The organism is Streptococcus infantis, from assembly GCF_015546995.1.
Taxonomy (GTDB): Bacteria; Bacillota; Bacilli; order Lactobacillales; family Streptococcaceae; genus Streptococcus; species Streptococcus infantis_J.
The window spans coordinates 1-17,960 of the sequence record NZ_JADMUH010000027.1 but is presented as its reverse complement, the minus strand read 5'-3'; the positions used below and the strand labels follow the sequence as shown (position 1 = coordinate 17,960).

Below are 17,960 nucleotides of genomic sequence, written 5' to 3'. Positions count from 1 at the left end.
AACTATGAATATTTTTAATAAATCCATTATGTCTCCCTATAATCTACAATGTTTTCTATTTTTTCCTTTTAGGAAAAAGGTTAGTAATAAAGTAAGTTAATCTTTTATCCCCACCTTGAATTTCCTGTAATTCTTTTTCTGTAAGTTTTTTGAACTGTTCTAATTTAACTGTTTTTTCCATATTAAATTCTCCTTTATTGTTTTTTCTTGTAAATTAACTTACAAGCCTATTATACAAAACGGAGTTCATTTTAAAATAATTCATTCTCAACTGCACATTTTTGTACCTGAACTGTCATTTTTTACAAAAAACGCTGGGTTTCCCCAGCGTTACAACTAGTGTATGATCCCAGCAGGATTCGAACCTGCGACCGTTCGCTTAGAAGGCGAATGCTCTATCCAGCTGAGCTATGAGACCTAACTAGTTTATCTTATCAAAATAATCGAGAATAGTCAATCCTATTTATGATATGGAGAACCTTGTTGGATAGTAAAAGCTCGGTATATTTGCTCTATAAGAACGAGGCGCATTAATTGATGTGGTAGAGTTAAACGACCAAAGCTAAGAAATAGATTCGCACGCTTTTTTACTTGATGAGAGAGCCCTAAACTCCCACCAATAACAAAGGTTAAAGTTGAATAACCATTAATAGAAGCTTGTTCTAATTGGCTACTAAATTCTTCAGAAGATAAGGTCTTCCCTTCAATAGCCAAAACGATAACAAATTCTCTATCCCCAATTTTGGAAAGGATTCGATTTCCTTCTAAATTCAAGATTTTTTCATTTTCTAAATCGCTGGCACGATCTGGTGTCTTTTCATCAGCTAATTCAATCATTTCTACGGCAGCAAATCGTGATATTCTTTTAGAGTATTCTGCAATTCCATCTTTGAGATACTTTTCTTTTAGTTTTCCAACTGTTACAATTTTTATTTTCATGCTTCTATTTTATCATAATCGCATTCTATTCACAGCTTATTCACAAATGAAAAAGGTAAAAAACACAATAAATTCACAAGTTTTAATCAGTTATCCACAGATTGTTAAAAACTTAAACTTTTTTAAGCTAGGATTAAGTTAATAATTTTATACTTTCACTAATTAATCAAATATGGAGGATTCTATGAAAAACTTAAACAAGTTTTCAAAAACAATTGGACAACTTTTACTAGTTATTCTTATTAGCTTTTTTAGTGGTCTATTAGGAAGTTTGGCTGTTCTTCAGTTCAACCAAAAGCAGGGAAGTGGAGAACAAAATAGTGCAGCAGTCACTCAGACTGCTTCGAAAAATGAAAATTCTACCACACAGGCTGTAGATAAAGTTAAAGATGCAGTTGTATCGATTATCACTTATTCAGAAAACTCTCAAGGTGGCTTTGTTGGAACTGATGATACTGATACAGATTCAAATACTGAACAAATCAACAGTGAAGGTTCTGGTGTCATCTATAAAAAAGATGGGGATGATGCTTATATTGTAACCAACACTCACGTTATTAGTGGCGCTAAAAAAGTTGATATTCGTCTAGCAGATGGAACAAAAGTACCAGGTGAAATTGTTGGTTCTGATACCTATTCTGATATTGCAGTAGTAAAAATATCTTCAGAAAAGGTCTCTACAGTAGCTGAGTTTGGTGACTCAAGTCAATTATCTGTTGGGGAAACAGCTATCGCAATCGGTAGTCCTTTGGGTTCAGAATATGCAAATACAGTTACACAAGGGATTGTATCAAGCTTGAACAGACACGTTTCTTTGAAATCTGAAGATGGCCAAGCTATTTCAACAAATGCCATCCAAACAGATACAGCTATTAACCCTGGTAACTCTGGAGGTCCTTTGATTAATATCCAGGGACAAGTTATCGGTATTACATCAAGTAAAATTGCCTCTAATGGTGGAACATCCGTAGAAGGTCTTGGCTTTGCTATTCCTGCAAATGATGTTAAGAATATTATCAAACAGTTGGAAAAAGATGGAAAAGTAACTCGACCAGCTCTTGGTATACACATGGTTAATTTGACAAACCTTAGCACTGCCGATCTACAAAAATTAAAACTTCCTGACAACGTTACTTCTGGTGTAGCTGTTCGTTCTGTTCAAAAGAACATGCCTGCAAATGGACATTTACAACAGTATGATGTCATCACAAAAGTAGATGATACCAAGATTTCATCTACTACTGAATTGCAAAATGCGCTATACAGTCACTCTATTGGAGATGAAATAACTGTAACTTATTACCGTAATGGTAAAGAAGAAAAAACTACAATCAAACTAGATAAGAGTACAAGTGATTTAAATCAATAGTTTACATATTTGTAAACCTACTTTACAGAATATCAAAGATGTGATACTGTAGAAATATGGAAGAATTCAAATTAATTCGTATCAGTGATATTCAAAAAAATCCCTATCAACCTCGTAAAGAATTCTCAAAAGAAAAAATTCAAGAACTTGCCCAATCTATTAAAGAAAATGGTTTAATTCAACCCATTATTGTCCGTCAATCTCCAGTTATCGGATATGAAATCCTAGCTGGAGAAAGACGGTATCGGGCATCGATAGAAGCTGGTCTATCAGAAGTTCCTGTAATCATCAAAAAATTATCTGATCAGGAAATGATGGTTCACTCAATCATTGAAAATTTACAACGAGAAGATTTAAATCCGATTGAAGAAGCAAAAGCTTATCAATCTTTAATTGATAAAGGATATACTCATGCAGACATTGCTGAAAAAATGGGGAAATCACGCCCTTATATCACTAATCTTGTTCGATTGCTAACGCTCCCTGATTTTATTTTAACAGAAGTAGAAACTGGAAAATTGTCTCAAGCACATGCTAGACTTCTAATCCAACTACCTTTGAAAGAACAAAAAAATTTACTCAATCGCATTCGGAAAGAGGATTTATCAGTTCGGCAGGTAGAACATCTACTTAAAGAAGAAAAAAATAAGAAGAAAAGCAAAGAAAAAGATCACTTTATCAAAGAAGAAGAAGAAAATTTAAAAAAATTACTGGGATTAGATGTTCAGATTCGCCTCCAAAAGAAGGAAGCTGGGAAAATAACCATTTCTTTTCATAATCAAGAAGAGTACCAACGTTTTATTAACAGCCTGAAATAAGGCTGTTATTTTATTTTTCTCAAATCACAGACTTATCCACTAAATTAGTAGAGGAAAAATCAGTAAAATCAAAATTTATACCTTTTATCCACAACTTGTGGATAAATCTTTTAAACATTGTGGATTGTTTTTCACAAGTTGTGGAAAAATTGCTTGCTATGTGATAAAATAGTGTTTAAGATTACACCATTTAGAAAAGGAGGAGTTTGTTGTTGAAAGAAAAACAATTTTGGAATCAGATTTTAGACTTAGCTAAAGAGAGATTGACACGATCAATGTTTGATTTCTACGCAACACCTGCTGAATTAATAAAGGTTGAGGGAAATGTAGCTACCATATTTTTGCCAAGATCTGAAATGGAAATGGTTTGGAGTACAAAACTCAATGATATTATTGTAGCTGTCGGTTTTCAAATCTATGACACTGAAATAAAAGCTCAATATGTATTGACTAAAGAAGATTCTAATACCTCCGATATAGCAAGCAATGTTGAAAACAGTAATCATCAACAGGAAGAAATTAAAAAATCTATACCCTATTCAGAAACAGGATTAAGAGACATCTATACTTTTGATAATTTTATCCAAGGTGATGGAAACATTTGGGCTAAGTCTGCTGCTTTAGCCGTCTCGGAAGATCCTGGACTAACTTATAATCCTCTGTTTATATATGGAGGACCTGGTCTAGGGAAAACTCACTTGCTCAATGCTTTGGGGAATGAAATTCTCAAAAAAAATCCTAATGCGCTTGTAAAATATATTCCTGCTGAAAGTTTTATTAATGAATTTTTAGATCATTTAAGACTCAATGATATGGATAATTTTAAAAAAACCTATCGAAGTCTAGATCTCCTTCTTATTGATGATATTCAATCTCTCAGCGGAAATAAAGTGCAAACTCAGGATGAATTTTTCAATACATTTAACAAACTTCACAGTAATAATAAACAGATCGTTTTAACGAGTGACCGTAGGCCAGAACAACTAGAAAATCTACCTGAACGACTTGTCACGCGCTTCTCATGGGGATTAACAACGGACATTACTCCACCTGATTTTGAAACTCGTATCGCTATCCTAAATAGTAAAACAGAGGATTTAGATTATCATTTTCAACCTGACACAATCGAATATTTGGCTGGCCAGTTTGATTCAAATGTACGTGAATTAGAAGGTGCCCTTAAAGATATTAGTCTCATGGCTAAAGTTAAGCAAATCAACACTATAACTGTGGATATTGCATCTGAGGCTATACGTGCCAGAAAACAAAGCGTCAGCACCATGATCGTCATTCCAATTGAAAAAATCCAAGAGGAAGTCGGAAAATTTTATGATGTTAGCGTTAAAGAGATGAAGGGAACTAGACGTGTTCAGAATATTGTTCTAGCTCGCCAAGTTGCTATGTATCTAGCTAGAGAACTGACTGATAACAGCCTTCCTAAAATCGGTAAAGAATTTGGTGGAAAAGATCATACAACAGTCATTCATGCTCATGCAAAAATCAAATCTATGATTGAAACTGATGATAAATTACGTATAGAAATCGAAACCATCAAAAAGAAAATCAAATAACTTGTGGATAAGTGTTTACATTTTTACTAATTTATACACATCTTTTAAACAAGTGTAACTTCTTAAATTTTCTAAACTAAACTAGGTTTTCCACAAATTTCACACAGCCTACTATTACTATTAACCTTCTAATAATAAAAATAAATAAAGGAGATTCCATGATTCATTTTTCAATTAACAAAAATCTATTCCTGCAATCATTAAATATTACAAAACGTGCTATTAGTTCTAAAAATGCTATTCCTGTTTTATCAACGATCAAAATCGATGTGACAAACGAAGGAATTACATTAATTGGATCTAATGGTCAAATTTCAATTGAAAACTTCATTTCTCAAAAAGATGAAAATGCAGGTCTTTTGATTAACTCTTTAGGTTCTATCCTTTTAGAAGCTTCTTTCTTTATCAATGTTGTTTCTAGTCTTCCAGATGTGACTCTTGATTTTAAAGAAATTGAACAACATCAAATTGTACTAACAAGTGGAAAATCAGAAATTACTCTGAAAGGAAAAGACAGCGAACAGTATCCACGTATTCAGGAAATTGCAGCAAGTAATCCTCTAATTCTTGAAACGAAACTTCTTAAGAAAATTATCAATGAAACTGCTTTTGCTGCTAGTGTACAAGAAAGCCGTCCAATCTTGACTGGTGTACACTTTGTCCTAAGTAATCATCAAGAATTGAAAACAGTTGCGACAGATTCTCACCGTCTCAGTCAGAAGAAATTGACACTTGAAAAAAATAGTGATAATTTTGATGTTGTCATCCCAAGTCGCTCTCTACGCGAATTTTCAGCTGTTTTTACGGACGATATCGAAACAGTAGAGATTTTCTTCGCAAACAACCAAATTCTCTTTAGAAGCGAAAATATTAGCTTCTATACACGTCTCTTAGAAGGTAATTATCCTGATACAGATCGTCTGATTCCAACAGATTTTAATACGACAGCGACTTTTGATGTTGTGAATCTACGTCAATCTATGGAACGTGCACGTCTTTTATCAAGTGCTACTCAAAATGGAACTGTAAAATTAGAAATCAAACAAGGAGTAGTTACAGCTCATGTAAATTCTCCAGAAGTTGGTAAAGTAAACGAAGAAATCGATACAGAAAGTGTATCTGGTGAAGATTTAACTATTAGCTTTAACCCAACTTACTTGATTGAAGCACTAAAAGCTTTGAATAGTGAAAAGGTAACAATCAGCTTCATTTCAGCAGTTCGTCCATTTACCTTGGTACCAGCTGATACAGATGAAGATTTCATGCAACTGATTACACCAGTTCGTACAAATTAATGGAAAGAGGTTGAGCTTAGCTCACCTCTTTTATGATATAATCAGAAATATGAAAAGGAGAGTAGTATGTATCAAGTTGGAAATTTTGTTGAAATGAAAAAACCACACGCTTGTACAATCAAGTCTACAGGTAAAAAAGCCAATCGTTGGGAAATTACACGTTTAGGTGCAGATATCAAAATAAAATGCAGTAATTGTGATCATGTTGTCATGATGAGTCGCTATGATTTTGAAAGAAAAATGAATAAAATCATCGACTAGAAACACTGAATTAGAGGGTTAGCAAGTTTTCCCTTTTTGTGTTATAATATTGAAGATTGAAATGTGAACGGAGAATGAGAAATTATGGCTTTAACAGCAGGTATCGTGGGTTTGCCAAACGTTGGTAAATCAACCCTATTTAATGCAATTACAAAAGCAGGAGCAGAGGCTGCAAATTATCCATTTGCAACTATTGACCCAAACGTTGGGATGGTAGAAGTTCCAGATGAACGTCTACAAAAATTGACTGAAATGATTACTCCTAAGAAGACAGTCCCAACAACCTTTGAATTTACAGATATTGCAGGGATTGTAAAAGGTGCATCAAAAGGAGAAGGTCTTGGGAATAAATTCTTGGCCAATATTCGTGAAGTTGATGCCATTGTCCATGTAGTTCGTGCCTTTGATGATGAAAATGTCATGCGTGAGCAAGGTCGTGAAGATGCTTTTGTAGATCCATTAGCAGATATTGATACCATTAACCTAGAATTGATTCTTGCTGACTTAGAATCTGTTAATAAACGCTATGCGCGTGTGGAAAAGATGGCACGTACGCAAAAAGATAAAGAATCAGTTGCAGAATTTAACGTTCTCCAAAAGATTAAACCAGTTCTTGAAGATGGTAAATCAGCTCGTACGATTGAATTCACAGATGAAGAACAAAAAGTAGTTAAAGGTCTTTTCCTTTTGACCACGAAACCAGTTCTTTATGTAGCGAATGTGGATGAGGATGTTGTTGGAGACCCAGACTCTATCGATTATGTGAAGCAGATTCGTGAATTTGCAGCAACAGAAAATGCAGAGGTAGTGGTTATTTCTGCGCGTGCTGAAGAAGAAATTTCTGAGTTAGACGATGAAGATAAAAAAGAGTTTCTTGAAGCCATTGGTTTGACAGAATCAGGTGTGGATAAGTTGACTCGTGCAGCTTACCATCTATTAGGACTTGGAACTTACTTCACAGCTGGTGAAAAAGAAGTTCGTGCTTGGACCTTTAAACGTGGTATGAAAGCTCCTCAAGCAGCTGGAATTATCCACTCTGACTTCGAAAAAGGATTTATTCGTGCAGTAACTATGTCTTATGATGATTTGATTAAATACGGATCTGAAAAGGCTGTAAAAGAAGCTGGACGCTTGCGTGAAGAAGGAAAAGAATATGTCGTTCAAGATGGCGATATTATGGAATTCCGCTTTAACGTATAATCAACATTTTTAATAGTGTCAATTAGGTTGGAAAAAAATTCCAGCCCTTTTGGCTTTTGAAAGGAAATTTAAATGACAAAATTACTTGTGGGATTGGGAAATCCAGGAGATAAATATTTTGAGACAAAACATAATGTTGGTTTTATGTTGATTGACCAACTAGCAAAAAAACAGAATGTATCCTTTACACACGATAAAATATTCCAAGCTGAATTAGCTTCATTTTTCCTTAATGGTGAAAAAATTTATCTGGTAAAACCCACTACTTTTATGAATGAAAGTGGGAAAGCAGTTCATGCTTTATTAACTTACTATGGTTTAGATATCGAAGATTTACTGATTATTTACGATGATCTTGACATGGAAGTAGGAAAAATTCGACTTCGCGCTAAAGGATCAGCTGGCGGTCATAATGGTATCAAGTCAATTATTCAACATATTGGCACACAGGTTTTCAATCGTGTAAAGATTGGTATAGGTAGACCTAAAAAAGGAATGTCTGTTGTTCACCATGTTTTGAGTAAATTTGACAAGGATGACTATATAGGGATTTTACAGTCTATTGACAAGGTTGACGATGCTGTAAACTATTATTTACAAGAGAATAACTTTGAAAAAACAATGCAGAAATATAATGGGTAAAGAAATGTCATTAATCGATTTCTTTTTAGAGAATAAGCAGATACATTCATGGAATGAGCATTTATCTCTCAAACAAAGACAATTACTATTAGGTCTTTCTGGTTCAGGAAAGTCTTTGGCTATTGCAAGTAGTGCAAAAAATCAGGACAAAATTTTAGTAATGACTTCGACTTATGGAGAGGCTGAACGTCTGGTCAATGATTTAATTTCCATCTTAGGTTCAGATTTAGTTTATCCATTCTTAGTAGATGATTCGCCAATGGTAGAATTTTTAGTATCGTCTCAAGAAAAGATTTTTTCAAGAGTTGAAGCCTTGCGTTTTCTAAGAGATAAATCTCAAAAAGGAATACTAGTTTGTAACCTAGCAGCTAGTCGCTTATTTTTACCAGATCCTCAAGTTTTTGATAATAGTATTTTAAAGCTTGAAATTGGCCAAGAATGTGAACAAAGTGAACTAAAAAATCACTTGATTTCTCTTGGTTATAAAAAAGTTACACAAGTTCAAAGTCAAGGTGAGTTTAGTCTTCGAGGAGATATTCTGGATATCTTTGAAACCTCTCAAATATCTCCTTATCGAATAGAATTTTTTGGTGATGAGATTGATGGGATTAGAGAATTTGATGCTGAAACTCAATTATCAAAAGATAGTCAATCTCAAGTCTTGATTTATCCAGCTAGTGATATTTTGCTAACTGATGAAGATTATCATCGTGGTCAAAAATTCTTAGAACATGAGATTGATAAAGCTATTTCTCCAACTTTAAAGTCTTACTTAGAAGAAGTTTTTAGTTGTACGAAAGAGCAAGTTCTTCATGCAGATATTCGCAAGTTTTTATCTGTTTTTTATAAAAAACAGTGGACATTGATAGACTATTTGAATCAAGTTCCTATTATCTTTGATGATTTTCAAAAAATTATCAATCAGTATGATGTTTTTGATAAGGAAACAGCTAGTTACTTGACAGAAGATTTACACAATAGTAAAGTTGTGTCAAATTTACAATATTTTTCTGATGTAGAAAGTCAATTAAAAAAATATGTACCAGCGAGTTTCTTTTCGAATTTTCAAAAGGGTCTTGGAAATCTAAAATTTGATCATCTTTATCAATTTAATCAATATCCAATGCAGGAGTTCTTTAATCAGTTTTCTTTTCTGAAAGAAGAAATTGAACGTTATAAAAAATTGAAGTATACGATTGTTCTTCAATTAAGTAGCAAAACTGAACTAAAGAAATTGTCAACGATTCTTGATGAATATGGCATTAACGTTGATAATAGTAATGGAAATGAAGTCTGTAAAGCATCTGTCAACCTTATTGAAGGAAATCTTCGTCATGGTTTTCATTTTGTAGATGAGAATCTTGTATTCATCACTGAATATGAAATTTTTAAAAAGAAGATTAAACGCAAGTATCGCAGACAAAATATTAGCAACGCTGAACGATTAAAAGATTACAGTGAACTACAAAAAGGAGATTATGTTGTTCATCAAATTCATGGGATTGGTCAATATTTAGGAATAGAAACGATTGAAATCAAAGGGATTCACCGAGATTATGTAAGTATCCAATATCAAAATGGAGATCGAATTTCTATCCCTGTAGAACAAATCCAAACCTTATCTAAGTATGTTTCAAGTGACGGTAAGGCTCCAAAGTTAAACAAATTAAACGATGGACGTTTTAAAAAAGCTAAGCAAAAAGTTAAAAATCAAGTTGAAGACATTGCAGATGACTTAATTAAGTTATATGCAGAGAGGAGTCAACTTGAAGGTTTTGCATTTTCAAAAGATGATGAAGATCAGGTTGCTTTTGATGAGGCTTTCCCTTATGTTGAAACTGAAGATCAACTTCGAAGTATTGAAGAAATTAAGAAGGATATGCAAGCTCCTCAACCGATGGACCGACTTTTAGTTGGAGATGTTGGTTTTGGTAAGACAGAAGTAGCAATGAGAGCTGCTTTTAAGGCTGTCAATAATCATAAACAGGTTGTTGTTTTAGTACCTACTACAGTTTTGGCTCAGCAACATTATAGTAATTTCAAGGAAAGATTTGAGCAATTTGCTGTCAATGTAGATGTTTTGAGTCGTTTTAGAAGTAAAAAAGAGCAGACTGAGACACTTGAAAAATTGAAAAAAGGACAAGTAGACATTTTGATAGGAACTCATCGCGTTTTATCTAAAGATGTTGAATTTGCTGATTTAGGATTGATCATCATCGATGAGGAACAACGTTTTGGTGTCAAACATAAGGAAGCTTTGAAGGAATTAAAAAAGAAGGTTGATGTCTTAACTTTGACAGCTACACCAATTCCTCGAACTCTACATATGTCTATGCTAGGTATTCGAGATTTATCTGTCATCGAAACTCCCCCAACCAATCGATATCCTGTACAAACCTATGTCCTTGAACAGAATGATCGTGTCATTCGAGATGCTGTATTGAGAGAAATTGATCGTGGTGGTCAGGTTTACTATCTTTACAATAAAGTTGACACGATTGAAAAGAAGGTTTCAGAGTTACAAGAACTGATTCCAGAAGCTTCTATTGGTTTTGTTCATGGTCAAATGAGTGAAATTCGTTTGGAGAATACACTACTTGACTTTATTGAAGGTGAATATGATATTTTAGTAACCACGACAATCATTGAAACAGGAGTAGACATTCCAAATGCCAATACCTTGTTTATCGAAAATGCAGACCATATGGGATTGTCAACCTTGTATCAATTAAGAGGTCGGGTTGGTCGTAGTAATCGTATTGCTTATGCCTATCTTATGTATCGACCAGATAAATCATTGACAGAAGTTTCTGAGAAGAGATTGGAGGCAATTAAAGGTTTCACTGAATTGGGTTCTGGTTTCAAAATCGCTATGCGCGATTTATCCATTCGTGGAGCGGGTAATCTTTTGGGAAGTTCGCAGTCAGGTTTTATCGATTCTGTTGGTTTTGAACTCTATTCTCAATTACTGGAAGAAGCAATTGCTAAGAAAAATGGAACTGCTAAGAAACGTGAAAAAGGTAATGCTGAGTTAATTCTACAAATTGATGCCTATCTTCCGGATGAGTATATTTCGGATGAACGACATAAAATTGAGATTTACAAGAGAATTCGTCAAATTGACAACCGTGTCAACTATGAAGAATTACAAGATGAGTTAATTGACCGTTTTGGTGAGTATCCAGATGTAGTTGCCTATCTCTTAGAAATTGGATTAGCTAAAGCTTATCTTGATAAAGTTTTTGTCAATCGTGTTGAAAGAAGAAATAATAAGCTTGTCATTCAATTTGAAAAGATATCCCAACAACTATTTTTAACACAAGATTATTTCCAGGCTCTTTCTCAGACAAATTTGAAGGCTAATATTTCTGAAAATCAAGGTTTAATCGAAGTTGTTTTTGATATTCGAAATAAAAAAGACTATGAGATTTTAGAAGGACTCTTAACCTTTGGAGAATCGTTAGCGAAGATAAAAGACTTAAAAGAGTCACATTAGGGCTTACCTTTTTTCTTCTATAAAAGGGATAAAAATGGTACAATAATAATTTGAGGTATTATAAGATGAGATTAGATAAATATTTAAAAGTATCACGAATTATTAAACGCCGTACGGTAGCTAAGGAAGTTGCAGATAAAGGGCGAATCAAGGTAAATGGTATCCTTGCTAAAAGTTCAACTGATTTAAAAATCAATGATCAGGTTGAAATTCGTTTTGGAAATAAAATGTTGCTTGTAAAGGTGCTCGAAATGAAAGATAGCACAAAAAAAGAAGATGCAGCTGGAATGTATGAAATTATCAGTGAAACAAGGGTAGAAGACGATGTATAAAAAAATAGTCCAAATGAATAATTCATTTATTCAAAATGAACACCAACGACGTAAGTACATGATGGAAGAACGTCAAAAACGTAATCGTTTTATGGGTTGGGTTTTGATTTTGATTATGTTGCTATTCATCTTACCAACTTACAATTTAGCACAAAGTTACCAACAATTACTAACACGTCGCCAACAACTAGCTGATTTGAAAAAACAATATCAGGACTTGAGCGATGAAAAGGATAAAGAAGCTAGTTTAGCAACTAAGCTAAAAGATGAATCCTATGCGGCTAAATATTCCCGTGCAAAATATTATTATTCAAAAACATGGGAGGAAGTTTATACAATTCCGGACTTACTTCCTAGGTAATGCGAAATGGAAAATTTATTAGATATTATCGAAAAATTTTTAAGTCAGTCAGATGAAAAATTAGATGAGTTAGCTCAAAAGAATCATCTGTTACGACTACAAGAAGAAGAGGGGAAAAAGAATGCGTAAATTTTTAGTGATATTACTACTTCCTATTTTCCTAAAAAGCGTTCAAGTAGTAAGCACTGAGAATCCAGTTATCATTCCAAAACAAGAAGTTTATTCTTTAACTCATACTCCATATCATTTTTATTATCAAGATATTATAGAATCTCCAAAATTTTATGGTGAGACGCCAGTTTATTCTACAGAAGACCTGATTAATGAATCGGGTAAAGTAAATGCAGAAACAAAATTATCTGTTTTAGAATGGCGATTAAATAAACAAGGACAGCCTGTCTTTAAATTGTCAAATAATCAATTTGTAATGGCTGATAAACGACTTTTATACGATAGTTCTATCGTAAACGATTTTTCTAAACGAGTATGGTTAGAACCAGGATTTGTCGTTTATAATAGTCCTTATGATCAACAAGAATTAAAGTCTACTTTAGCGCCTTATAAAGAAGTTGAAGCAGATATGTCTATTTTTGCTGAAGGTCGTGAATTCTTACATATCAAGCAAACAGGCTGGATTTCGACGGATTATATTTCCGATGATGATAATCGTATTCAGAAAGTACAAGAGTTGCTATCTGCTAATTATCAAAATGAACAGTTCTCTATTTATATTAAACAATTGAGTACAGGTAAGGAAGCTGGCATTAATGAAAATAAAAAAATGTACGCTGCTAGTGTTATGAAATTACCTTATCTTTATTCTGTTCAGGAAAAAATCAATCAAGGTGATTACCAACTTGACACGAAATTGAAGTATGTTTCCGAAGTTAATGATTTCCCTGGTTCTTATAAACCGGAAGGAAGCGGAAGTCTTCCTAAAACAGCGGACAATAAAGAATACACAATCAAAGATTTAATCACAAAAACTGCAAAAGAATCTGACAATGTAGCTCATAATATTCTTGCTTATTATATTACGAATAAATCAGATGAAGCCTTTAAAAAAGAGATGACTACTATCGCAGGTGAGGAATGGGATGTGACAGATAAGATGGCTTCAGCTAAAATGGCTGGTCAAGTTATGGAATCTATTTACAATCAGAATGGTTTTGTTTTAGAATCTCTTTCACAAACATCTTTTGATAATCAGCGGATTGCTAAGAATATTTCTGCTAAGGTAGCCCATAAAATTGGGGATGCAGATGAATTTAAACACGATGTGGGAATAGTCTATACAGATTCTCCTTTCGTTATTTCAATCTTTACCAAAAATTCTGATTACGATACTATTTCTAAAATTGCTAAGGATGTCTACGAGGTCCTAAAATGAGAGACCGCGATTTTTTAAATCATTTTCTAGAAAAAGGTTACTTTGAAGGGCATTCAAGAGTTGTGCTGGCCTTGTCTGGTGGATTGGATTCGATGTTTCTTTTTCAACTTCTTTTGACCTATCAAAAAGAACTTGGTATTGAATTGTTTTTAGCTCATGTAAATCATAAACAACGACCAGAGTCAGATAAGGAAGAAAATGAATTAAGAAAATTAGCTGAACAAGCTGGAGTTCCAATTTATGTAGCTTGTTTTACTGGAGATTTTTCAGAAGCGAATGCTCGTCAATTTCGCTATGAATTCTTTAGAGAAGTGATGGAGAAAACTTCATCTACAGCTCTTGTAACAGCTCATCATGCAGATGATCAAGTTGAGACAATCTTTATGCGATTGATTAGAGGTGTTAGACTACAACATTTATCAGCTATTAAAGAAAGACAAATATTTGATAAGGGAGAGTTGATTCGTCCTTTGTTGTCTTTTTATAAGAAGGATTTTCCTGAAATTGAGCATTTTGAAGATTCAACGAATAAAGAAAATCACTATCTTCGCAATCGTATTCGCAACCTCTATCTGCCACAGTTAGAAAAAGAAAATGTTCAGGTAAAAAAAGCAATTTTAGAGTTTGGAAAAGAAGTTTCTGACTATCAAATTGCTTTGGCTGAATTATCTCAAGCGGTTGATGTAGAAGATTTAACTCAGTTTTTATCTTTTAGTGAAGCAACGCAAGGAGTTTTACTACAACAATACCTTCGTCGTTTTGCTGATTTAAATGTAACAAGAGAACAATTTCAAGAAATTCATCATATTTTAAAAACTAAGAGTCAATATCGCCATAATATAAAAAATGGTTATGAACTTATAAAAGAATACCAGCACTTTCAAATTAGTAAAATCAGACCAAAGTCTGATGAAAATAGTAGTGAGTGTGTGTTAAACTATCAAAATCAAGTTTTTTATAAAGGTTTTCTATTTTCATTTGGAATTCCTCTAAAAGGTGAAAATGTTCAACAAATAAATGTTTCCCGTGAAACATCATTGATTTTGCGACATCGACAGCCAGGTGATTATTTGATAATAAATGGTCATCGAAAAAAAGTAAGGCGACTTTTTATTGATTTAAAAATTCCTGCAGAAAAACGAAAAAATGCGATTATTGTTGAGCAATTCGGAAAGATTTGTTCAATTTTAGGAATTGAACTCAGTGATTTGAGTATAAAAATGAAAAATGATATAATGAACACTGTACTTTATATAGAAAAAATAGATAGGTAAAATCATGTTAGAACAAGACATCAAGAAAATTATGATTTCGCAAGATGAAATTACAGAAGCAGCTAAGAAGTTAGGTGCTCAATTGACAAAAGATTACGAAGGTAAGAATCCAATTCTGGTTGGAATCTTAAAAGGATCTATTCCTTTTATGGCAGAATTAGTCAAATATATCGACACTCATCTTGAAATGGATTTTATGATGGTTTCTAGTTATCATGGTGGAACTGTAAGTAGTGGTGTCATCAATATCAAACAAGATGTCACTCAAGATGTTAAAGGTAGACACATTGTCTTTGTAGAAGATATTATTGATACTGGACAAACATTAAAAAGCTTGAGAGATATGTTTACTGCTAGAGAAGCAGCGTCTGTTAAGATTGTTACTATGCTGGATAAACCAGAAGGACGTACTGTAGAAATTGAAGCAGATTATACATGTTTTACAATTCCAAATGAATTCGTTGTAGGCTATGGTTTAGACTATAATGAAAATTATCGTAACCTTCCTTATGTAGGCGTATTGAAAGAGGAAGTTTACTCAAAATAGAAGGGTAAGTTGTTGAATGCAAAAACAAAATAATGGTTTTATAAAAAATCCATTTCTTTATTTATTGATGATTTTCTTGCTAGTAACGGGATTCCAGTACTTCTTTGCTGGAAGGGCTGCAGGGCATAGTCAACAAATTAAATACTCAGAATTGGTGCAGGAAATCACTAATGACAATGTAAAAGAAATAACCTATCAACCAAGTGGTAGTGTTATTGAAGTGTCTGGTGTCTATAAAACTGCTAAAACAGAAAAACCGGAAACAGGTATTCAGTTTTTCACACCTTCTGCAACAAAAGTAGAAAAATTTACAAGTATTATTCTTCCATCGGATACTACTGTAGCAGATTTGCAAAAACTAGCTGGTGAACACCAAACACAAGTTGAGGTCAAGCACGAAAGCTCAAGTGGTATGTGGATTAACATCCTAGTTTCGGTAGTGCCATTTGCCATTTTATTCTTCTTCCTATTTTCTATGATGGGAAATATGGGAGGAAATAGTGGACGCAATCCGATGAGCTTTGGACGCAGTAAAGCTAAGGCTGCTAATAAGGAAGATATCAAAGTACGCTTTTCAGATGTAGCAGGAGCTGAGGAAGAAAAACAAGAACTTGTTGAAGTTGTTGAATTCTTGAAAGATCCAAAACGCTTTACAAAATTAGGTGCTCGTATCCCAGCTGGTGTTCTCTTAGAGGGACCTCCGGGAACTGGTAAAACATTACTTGCTAAAGCAGTAGCAGGAGAAGCTGGAGTACCATTCTTTAGTATTTCAGGTTCTGACTTCGTAGAAATGTTCGTCGGTGTCGGTGCCAGCCGTGTACGTTCACTCTTTGAGGACGCTAAAAAAGCAGCACCAGCTATTATCTTCATCGATGAAATCGATGCCGTTGGTCGCCAACGTGGTGTCGGTCTTGGTGGAGGTAATGATGAACGTGAACAAACCTTGAACCAACTCTTGATTGAAATGGATGGTTTTGAAGGAAATGAAGGGATCATTGTCATTGCGGCAACGAACCGTTCAGATGTTCTAGATCCAGCTCTTCTTCGTCCAGGTCGTTTTGACAGAAAAGTATTGGTTGGTCGTCCAGATGTTAAAGGACGCGAAGCAATTCTGAAAGTCCATGCTAGAAATAAACCTCTAGCAGAAGATGTGGATTTGAAGTTAGTCGCACAACAAACTCCAGGTTTTGTTGGTGCTGATTTAGAAAATGTATTGAACGAAGCGGCATTGGTTGCTGCCCGTCGTAACAAATCAGTCATTGATGCTTCTGATATTGATGAGGCAGAAGATCGCGTTATTGCAGGGCCTTCTAAGAAAGATAAAACTGTTTCCCAAAAAGAACGTGAAATGGTTGCTTATCACGAAGCCGGGCACACTATCGTAGGGTTAGTCTTATCAAATGCGCGTGTCGTTCATAAAGTAACAATTGTTCCACGTGGTCGAGCTGGTGGGTACATGATTGCTCTTCCAAAAGAAGATCAAATGTTGCTGTCTAAAGAAGATATGAAAGAACAATTAGCTGGTTTGATGGGTGGACGTGTTGCTGAAGAAATCATCTTTAATGTCCAAACAACAGGTGCATCAAACGACTTTGAGCAAGCTACACAAATGGCGCGTGCAATGGTTACGGAGTATGGTATGAGTGAAAAACTTGGACCTGTTCAATACGAAGGAAATCATGCAATGTTTGGTGCTCAAACTCCACAAAAATCTATTTCAGAGCGTACAGCTTATGAAATTGACGAAGAAGTTCGGGCATTGTTGAATGAAGCACGTAATAAAGCAGCTGAAATTATTCAATCAAATCGTGAAACGCATAAATTAATTGCAGAAGCATTATTGAAATATGAAACATTGGATAGTACACAAATCAAATCTCTTTACGAAACAGGGAAAATGCCTGAATCAGTAGAAGAGGAATCACGTGCCCTATCATATGATGAAGTCAAATCAAAAATGGCTGAAGAAAACTAAAATATTAGTAGACGAGATACAAGAGAGGATACTATTATACCCTCTCTTTCTTATTTATAAAAACTAATCTATGAAAACCAGTAAAAAATTTCAGAAAAAACAAATCAAACTAGTTGACAAGAATCTAAAAGTAGGTATAATAGAAAGAGTTGACAAGCTCACGGTCCGTTGGTCAAGTGGTTAAGACACCGCCTTTTCACGGCGGTAACACGGGTTCGAATCCCGTACGGACTATGGGTGTATTGCAGTAGAAGTTGAAAAAAATTTGAAAAAGTTATTGACAACAATTAGATGCTGTGATATACTAATATAGTTGTCGCTTGAGAGAATGAGTGACAAAGACCTTTGAAAACTGAACAAGACGAACCAATGTGCAGGGCACTATAACTTAAGGTTATAGTACTGAACAATGAAAAAAACAATAAATCTGTCAGTGACAGAAATGAGTGAGAACTCAAACTTTTAATGAGAGTTTGATCCTGGCTCAGGA

At 34.1% G+C, this 17,960-nt stretch carries 17 protein-coding genes and 2 tRNA genes; 16 read left to right on the top strand and 3 right to left on the bottom strand.

From position 1 onward, the window contains the following. Positions 1-55 precede the first annotated feature (55 nt). From comC to rlmH, 3 genes are all read right to left on the bottom strand, one after another. Positions 56-181, bottom strand: coding sequence for a competence-stimulating peptide ComC (gene comC, locus I1J71_RS07970; protein WP_006149099.1), 126 nt, complete (start codon positions 179-181; stop codon positions 56-58). A 163-nt stretch (positions 182-344) separates the two neighbouring features. Beyond that, a tRNA-Arg gene (locus I1J71_RS07965) sits at positions 345-418 on the bottom strand. A gap of 41 nt (positions 419-459) precedes the next feature. After that, a complete protein-coding gene (gene rlmH, locus I1J71_RS07960) occupies positions 460-939 on the bottom strand; it encodes a 23S rRNA (pseudouridine(1915)-N(3))-methyltransferase RlmH (protein WP_195184361.1) in 480 nt (159 codons plus the stop codon). Between the two features lie 184 nt (positions 940-1,123). Between rlmH and I1J71_RS07955 the strand changes: the two genes are divergently transcribed. The 16 genes from I1J71_RS07955 (at position 1,124) to I1J71_RS07885 (ending at position 17,704) form a co-directional block, all read left to right on the top strand. Then, positions 1,124-2,308 (top strand): S1C family serine protease, encoded by a 1,185-nt coding sequence (locus I1J71_RS07955; protein WP_195184360.1) that lies wholly within the window; start codon positions 1,124-1,126, stop codon positions 2,306-2,308. 56 nt (positions 2,309-2,364) lie between these two features. Further along, a complete protein-coding gene (locus tag I1J71_RS07950; RefSeq protein WP_195184359.1) occupies positions 2,365-3,126 on the top strand; it encodes a ParB/RepB/Spo0J family partition protein in 762 nt (253 codons plus the stop codon). A 212-nt stretch (positions 3,127-3,338) separates the two neighbouring features. Next, positions 3,339-4,697, top strand: coding sequence for a chromosomal replication initiator protein DnaA (gene dnaA / locus I1J71_RS07945; RefSeq protein ID WP_195184358.1), 1,359 nt, complete (start codon positions 3,339-3,341; stop codon positions 4,695-4,697). Positions 4,698-4,855: 158 nt separating this feature from the next. Further along, the gene (gene dnaN / locus I1J71_RS07940; RefSeq protein ID WP_195184357.1) at positions 4,856-5,992 is read left to right on the top strand and encodes a DNA polymerase III subunit beta; all 1,137 of its coding nucleotides are present in this window, start codon (positions 4,856-4,858) and stop codon (positions 5,990-5,992) included. Between the two features lie 66 nt (positions 5,993-6,058). Further along, positions 6,059-6,253 carry a DUF951 domain-containing protein gene (locus I1J71_RS07935; RefSeq protein ID WP_006150549.1) on the top strand — a complete coding sequence of 65 codons (195 nt, stop codon included), beginning with the start codon at positions 6,059-6,061 and terminating at the stop codon, positions 6,251-6,253. Between the two features lie 84 nt (positions 6,254-6,337). Then, on the top strand, positions 6,338-7,453 hold the full coding sequence (gene ychF, locus I1J71_RS07930; protein ID WP_195184356.1) for a redox-regulated ATPase YchF: 1,116 nt from the start codon (positions 6,338-6,340) through the stop codon (positions 7,451-7,453). Positions 7,454-7,525: 72 nt separating this feature from the next. Beyond that, positions 7,526-8,095 carry an aminoacyl-tRNA hydrolase gene (pth, locus tag I1J71_RS07925; RefSeq protein WP_195184355.1) on the top strand — a complete coding sequence of 190 codons (570 nt, stop codon included), beginning with the start codon at positions 7,526-7,528 and terminating at the stop codon, positions 8,093-8,095. Beyond that, the gene (gene mfd / locus I1J71_RS07920; RefSeq protein WP_195184362.1) at positions 8,088-11,591 is read left to right on the top strand and encodes a transcription-repair coupling factor; all 3,504 of its coding nucleotides are present in this window, start codon (positions 8,088-8,090) and stop codon (positions 11,589-11,591) included. The genes pth and mfd overlap by 8 nt, the downstream gene beginning before the upstream one ends. 65 nt (positions 11,592-11,656) lie before the next feature. Next, positions 11,657-11,923 carry an RNA-binding S4 domain-containing protein gene (locus I1J71_RS07915; protein WP_024053357.1) on the top strand — a complete coding sequence of 89 codons (267 nt, stop codon included), beginning with the start codon at positions 11,657-11,659 and terminating at the stop codon, positions 11,921-11,923. Continuing rightward, the gene (locus I1J71_RS07910; protein ID WP_004250925.1) at positions 11,916-12,284 is read left to right on the top strand and encodes a septum formation initiator family protein; all 369 of its coding nucleotides are present in this window, start codon (positions 11,916-11,918) and stop codon (positions 12,282-12,284) included. The genes I1J71_RS07915 and I1J71_RS07910 overlap by 8 nt, the downstream gene beginning before the upstream one ends. A gap of 6 nt (positions 12,285-12,290) precedes the next feature. Continuing rightward, positions 12,291-12,413, top strand: a complete 123-nt coding sequence (locus I1J71_RS08685) for an SP_0009 family protein (protein WP_004250924.1) — start codon at positions 12,291-12,293, stop codon at positions 12,411-12,413. Then, positions 12,406-13,674 carry a serine hydrolase gene (locus tag I1J71_RS07905; protein WP_195184354.1) on the top strand — a complete coding sequence of 423 codons (1,269 nt, stop codon included), beginning with the start codon at positions 12,406-12,408 and terminating at the stop codon, positions 13,672-13,674. Before I1J71_RS08685 ends, I1J71_RS07905 begins: the two co-directional genes overlap by 8 nt. Then, positions 13,671-14,948 carry a tRNA lysidine(34) synthetase TilS gene (tilS, locus tag I1J71_RS07900; RefSeq protein ID WP_195184353.1) on the top strand — a complete coding sequence of 426 codons (1,278 nt, stop codon included), beginning with the start codon at positions 13,671-13,673 and terminating at the stop codon, positions 14,946-14,948. Before I1J71_RS07905 ends, tilS begins: the two co-directional genes overlap by 4 nt. Before the next feature lie 4 nt (positions 14,949-14,952). Next, a complete protein-coding gene (gene hpt, locus I1J71_RS07895; RefSeq protein ID WP_004250918.1) occupies positions 14,953-15,495 on the top strand; it encodes a hypoxanthine phosphoribosyltransferase in 543 nt (180 codons plus the stop codon). A 16-nt stretch (positions 15,496-15,511) separates the two neighbouring features. After that, entirely contained in the window at positions 15,512-17,470 is a 1,959-nt protein-coding gene (ftsH, locus tag I1J71_RS07890) for an ATP-dependent zinc metalloprotease FtsH (RefSeq protein WP_036756480.1), read from the top strand. A 162-nt stretch (positions 17,471-17,632) separates the two neighbouring features. Next, positions 17,633-17,704, top strand: a tRNA-Glu gene (locus tag I1J71_RS07885). Positions 17,705-17,960: the final 256 nt, after the last annotated feature.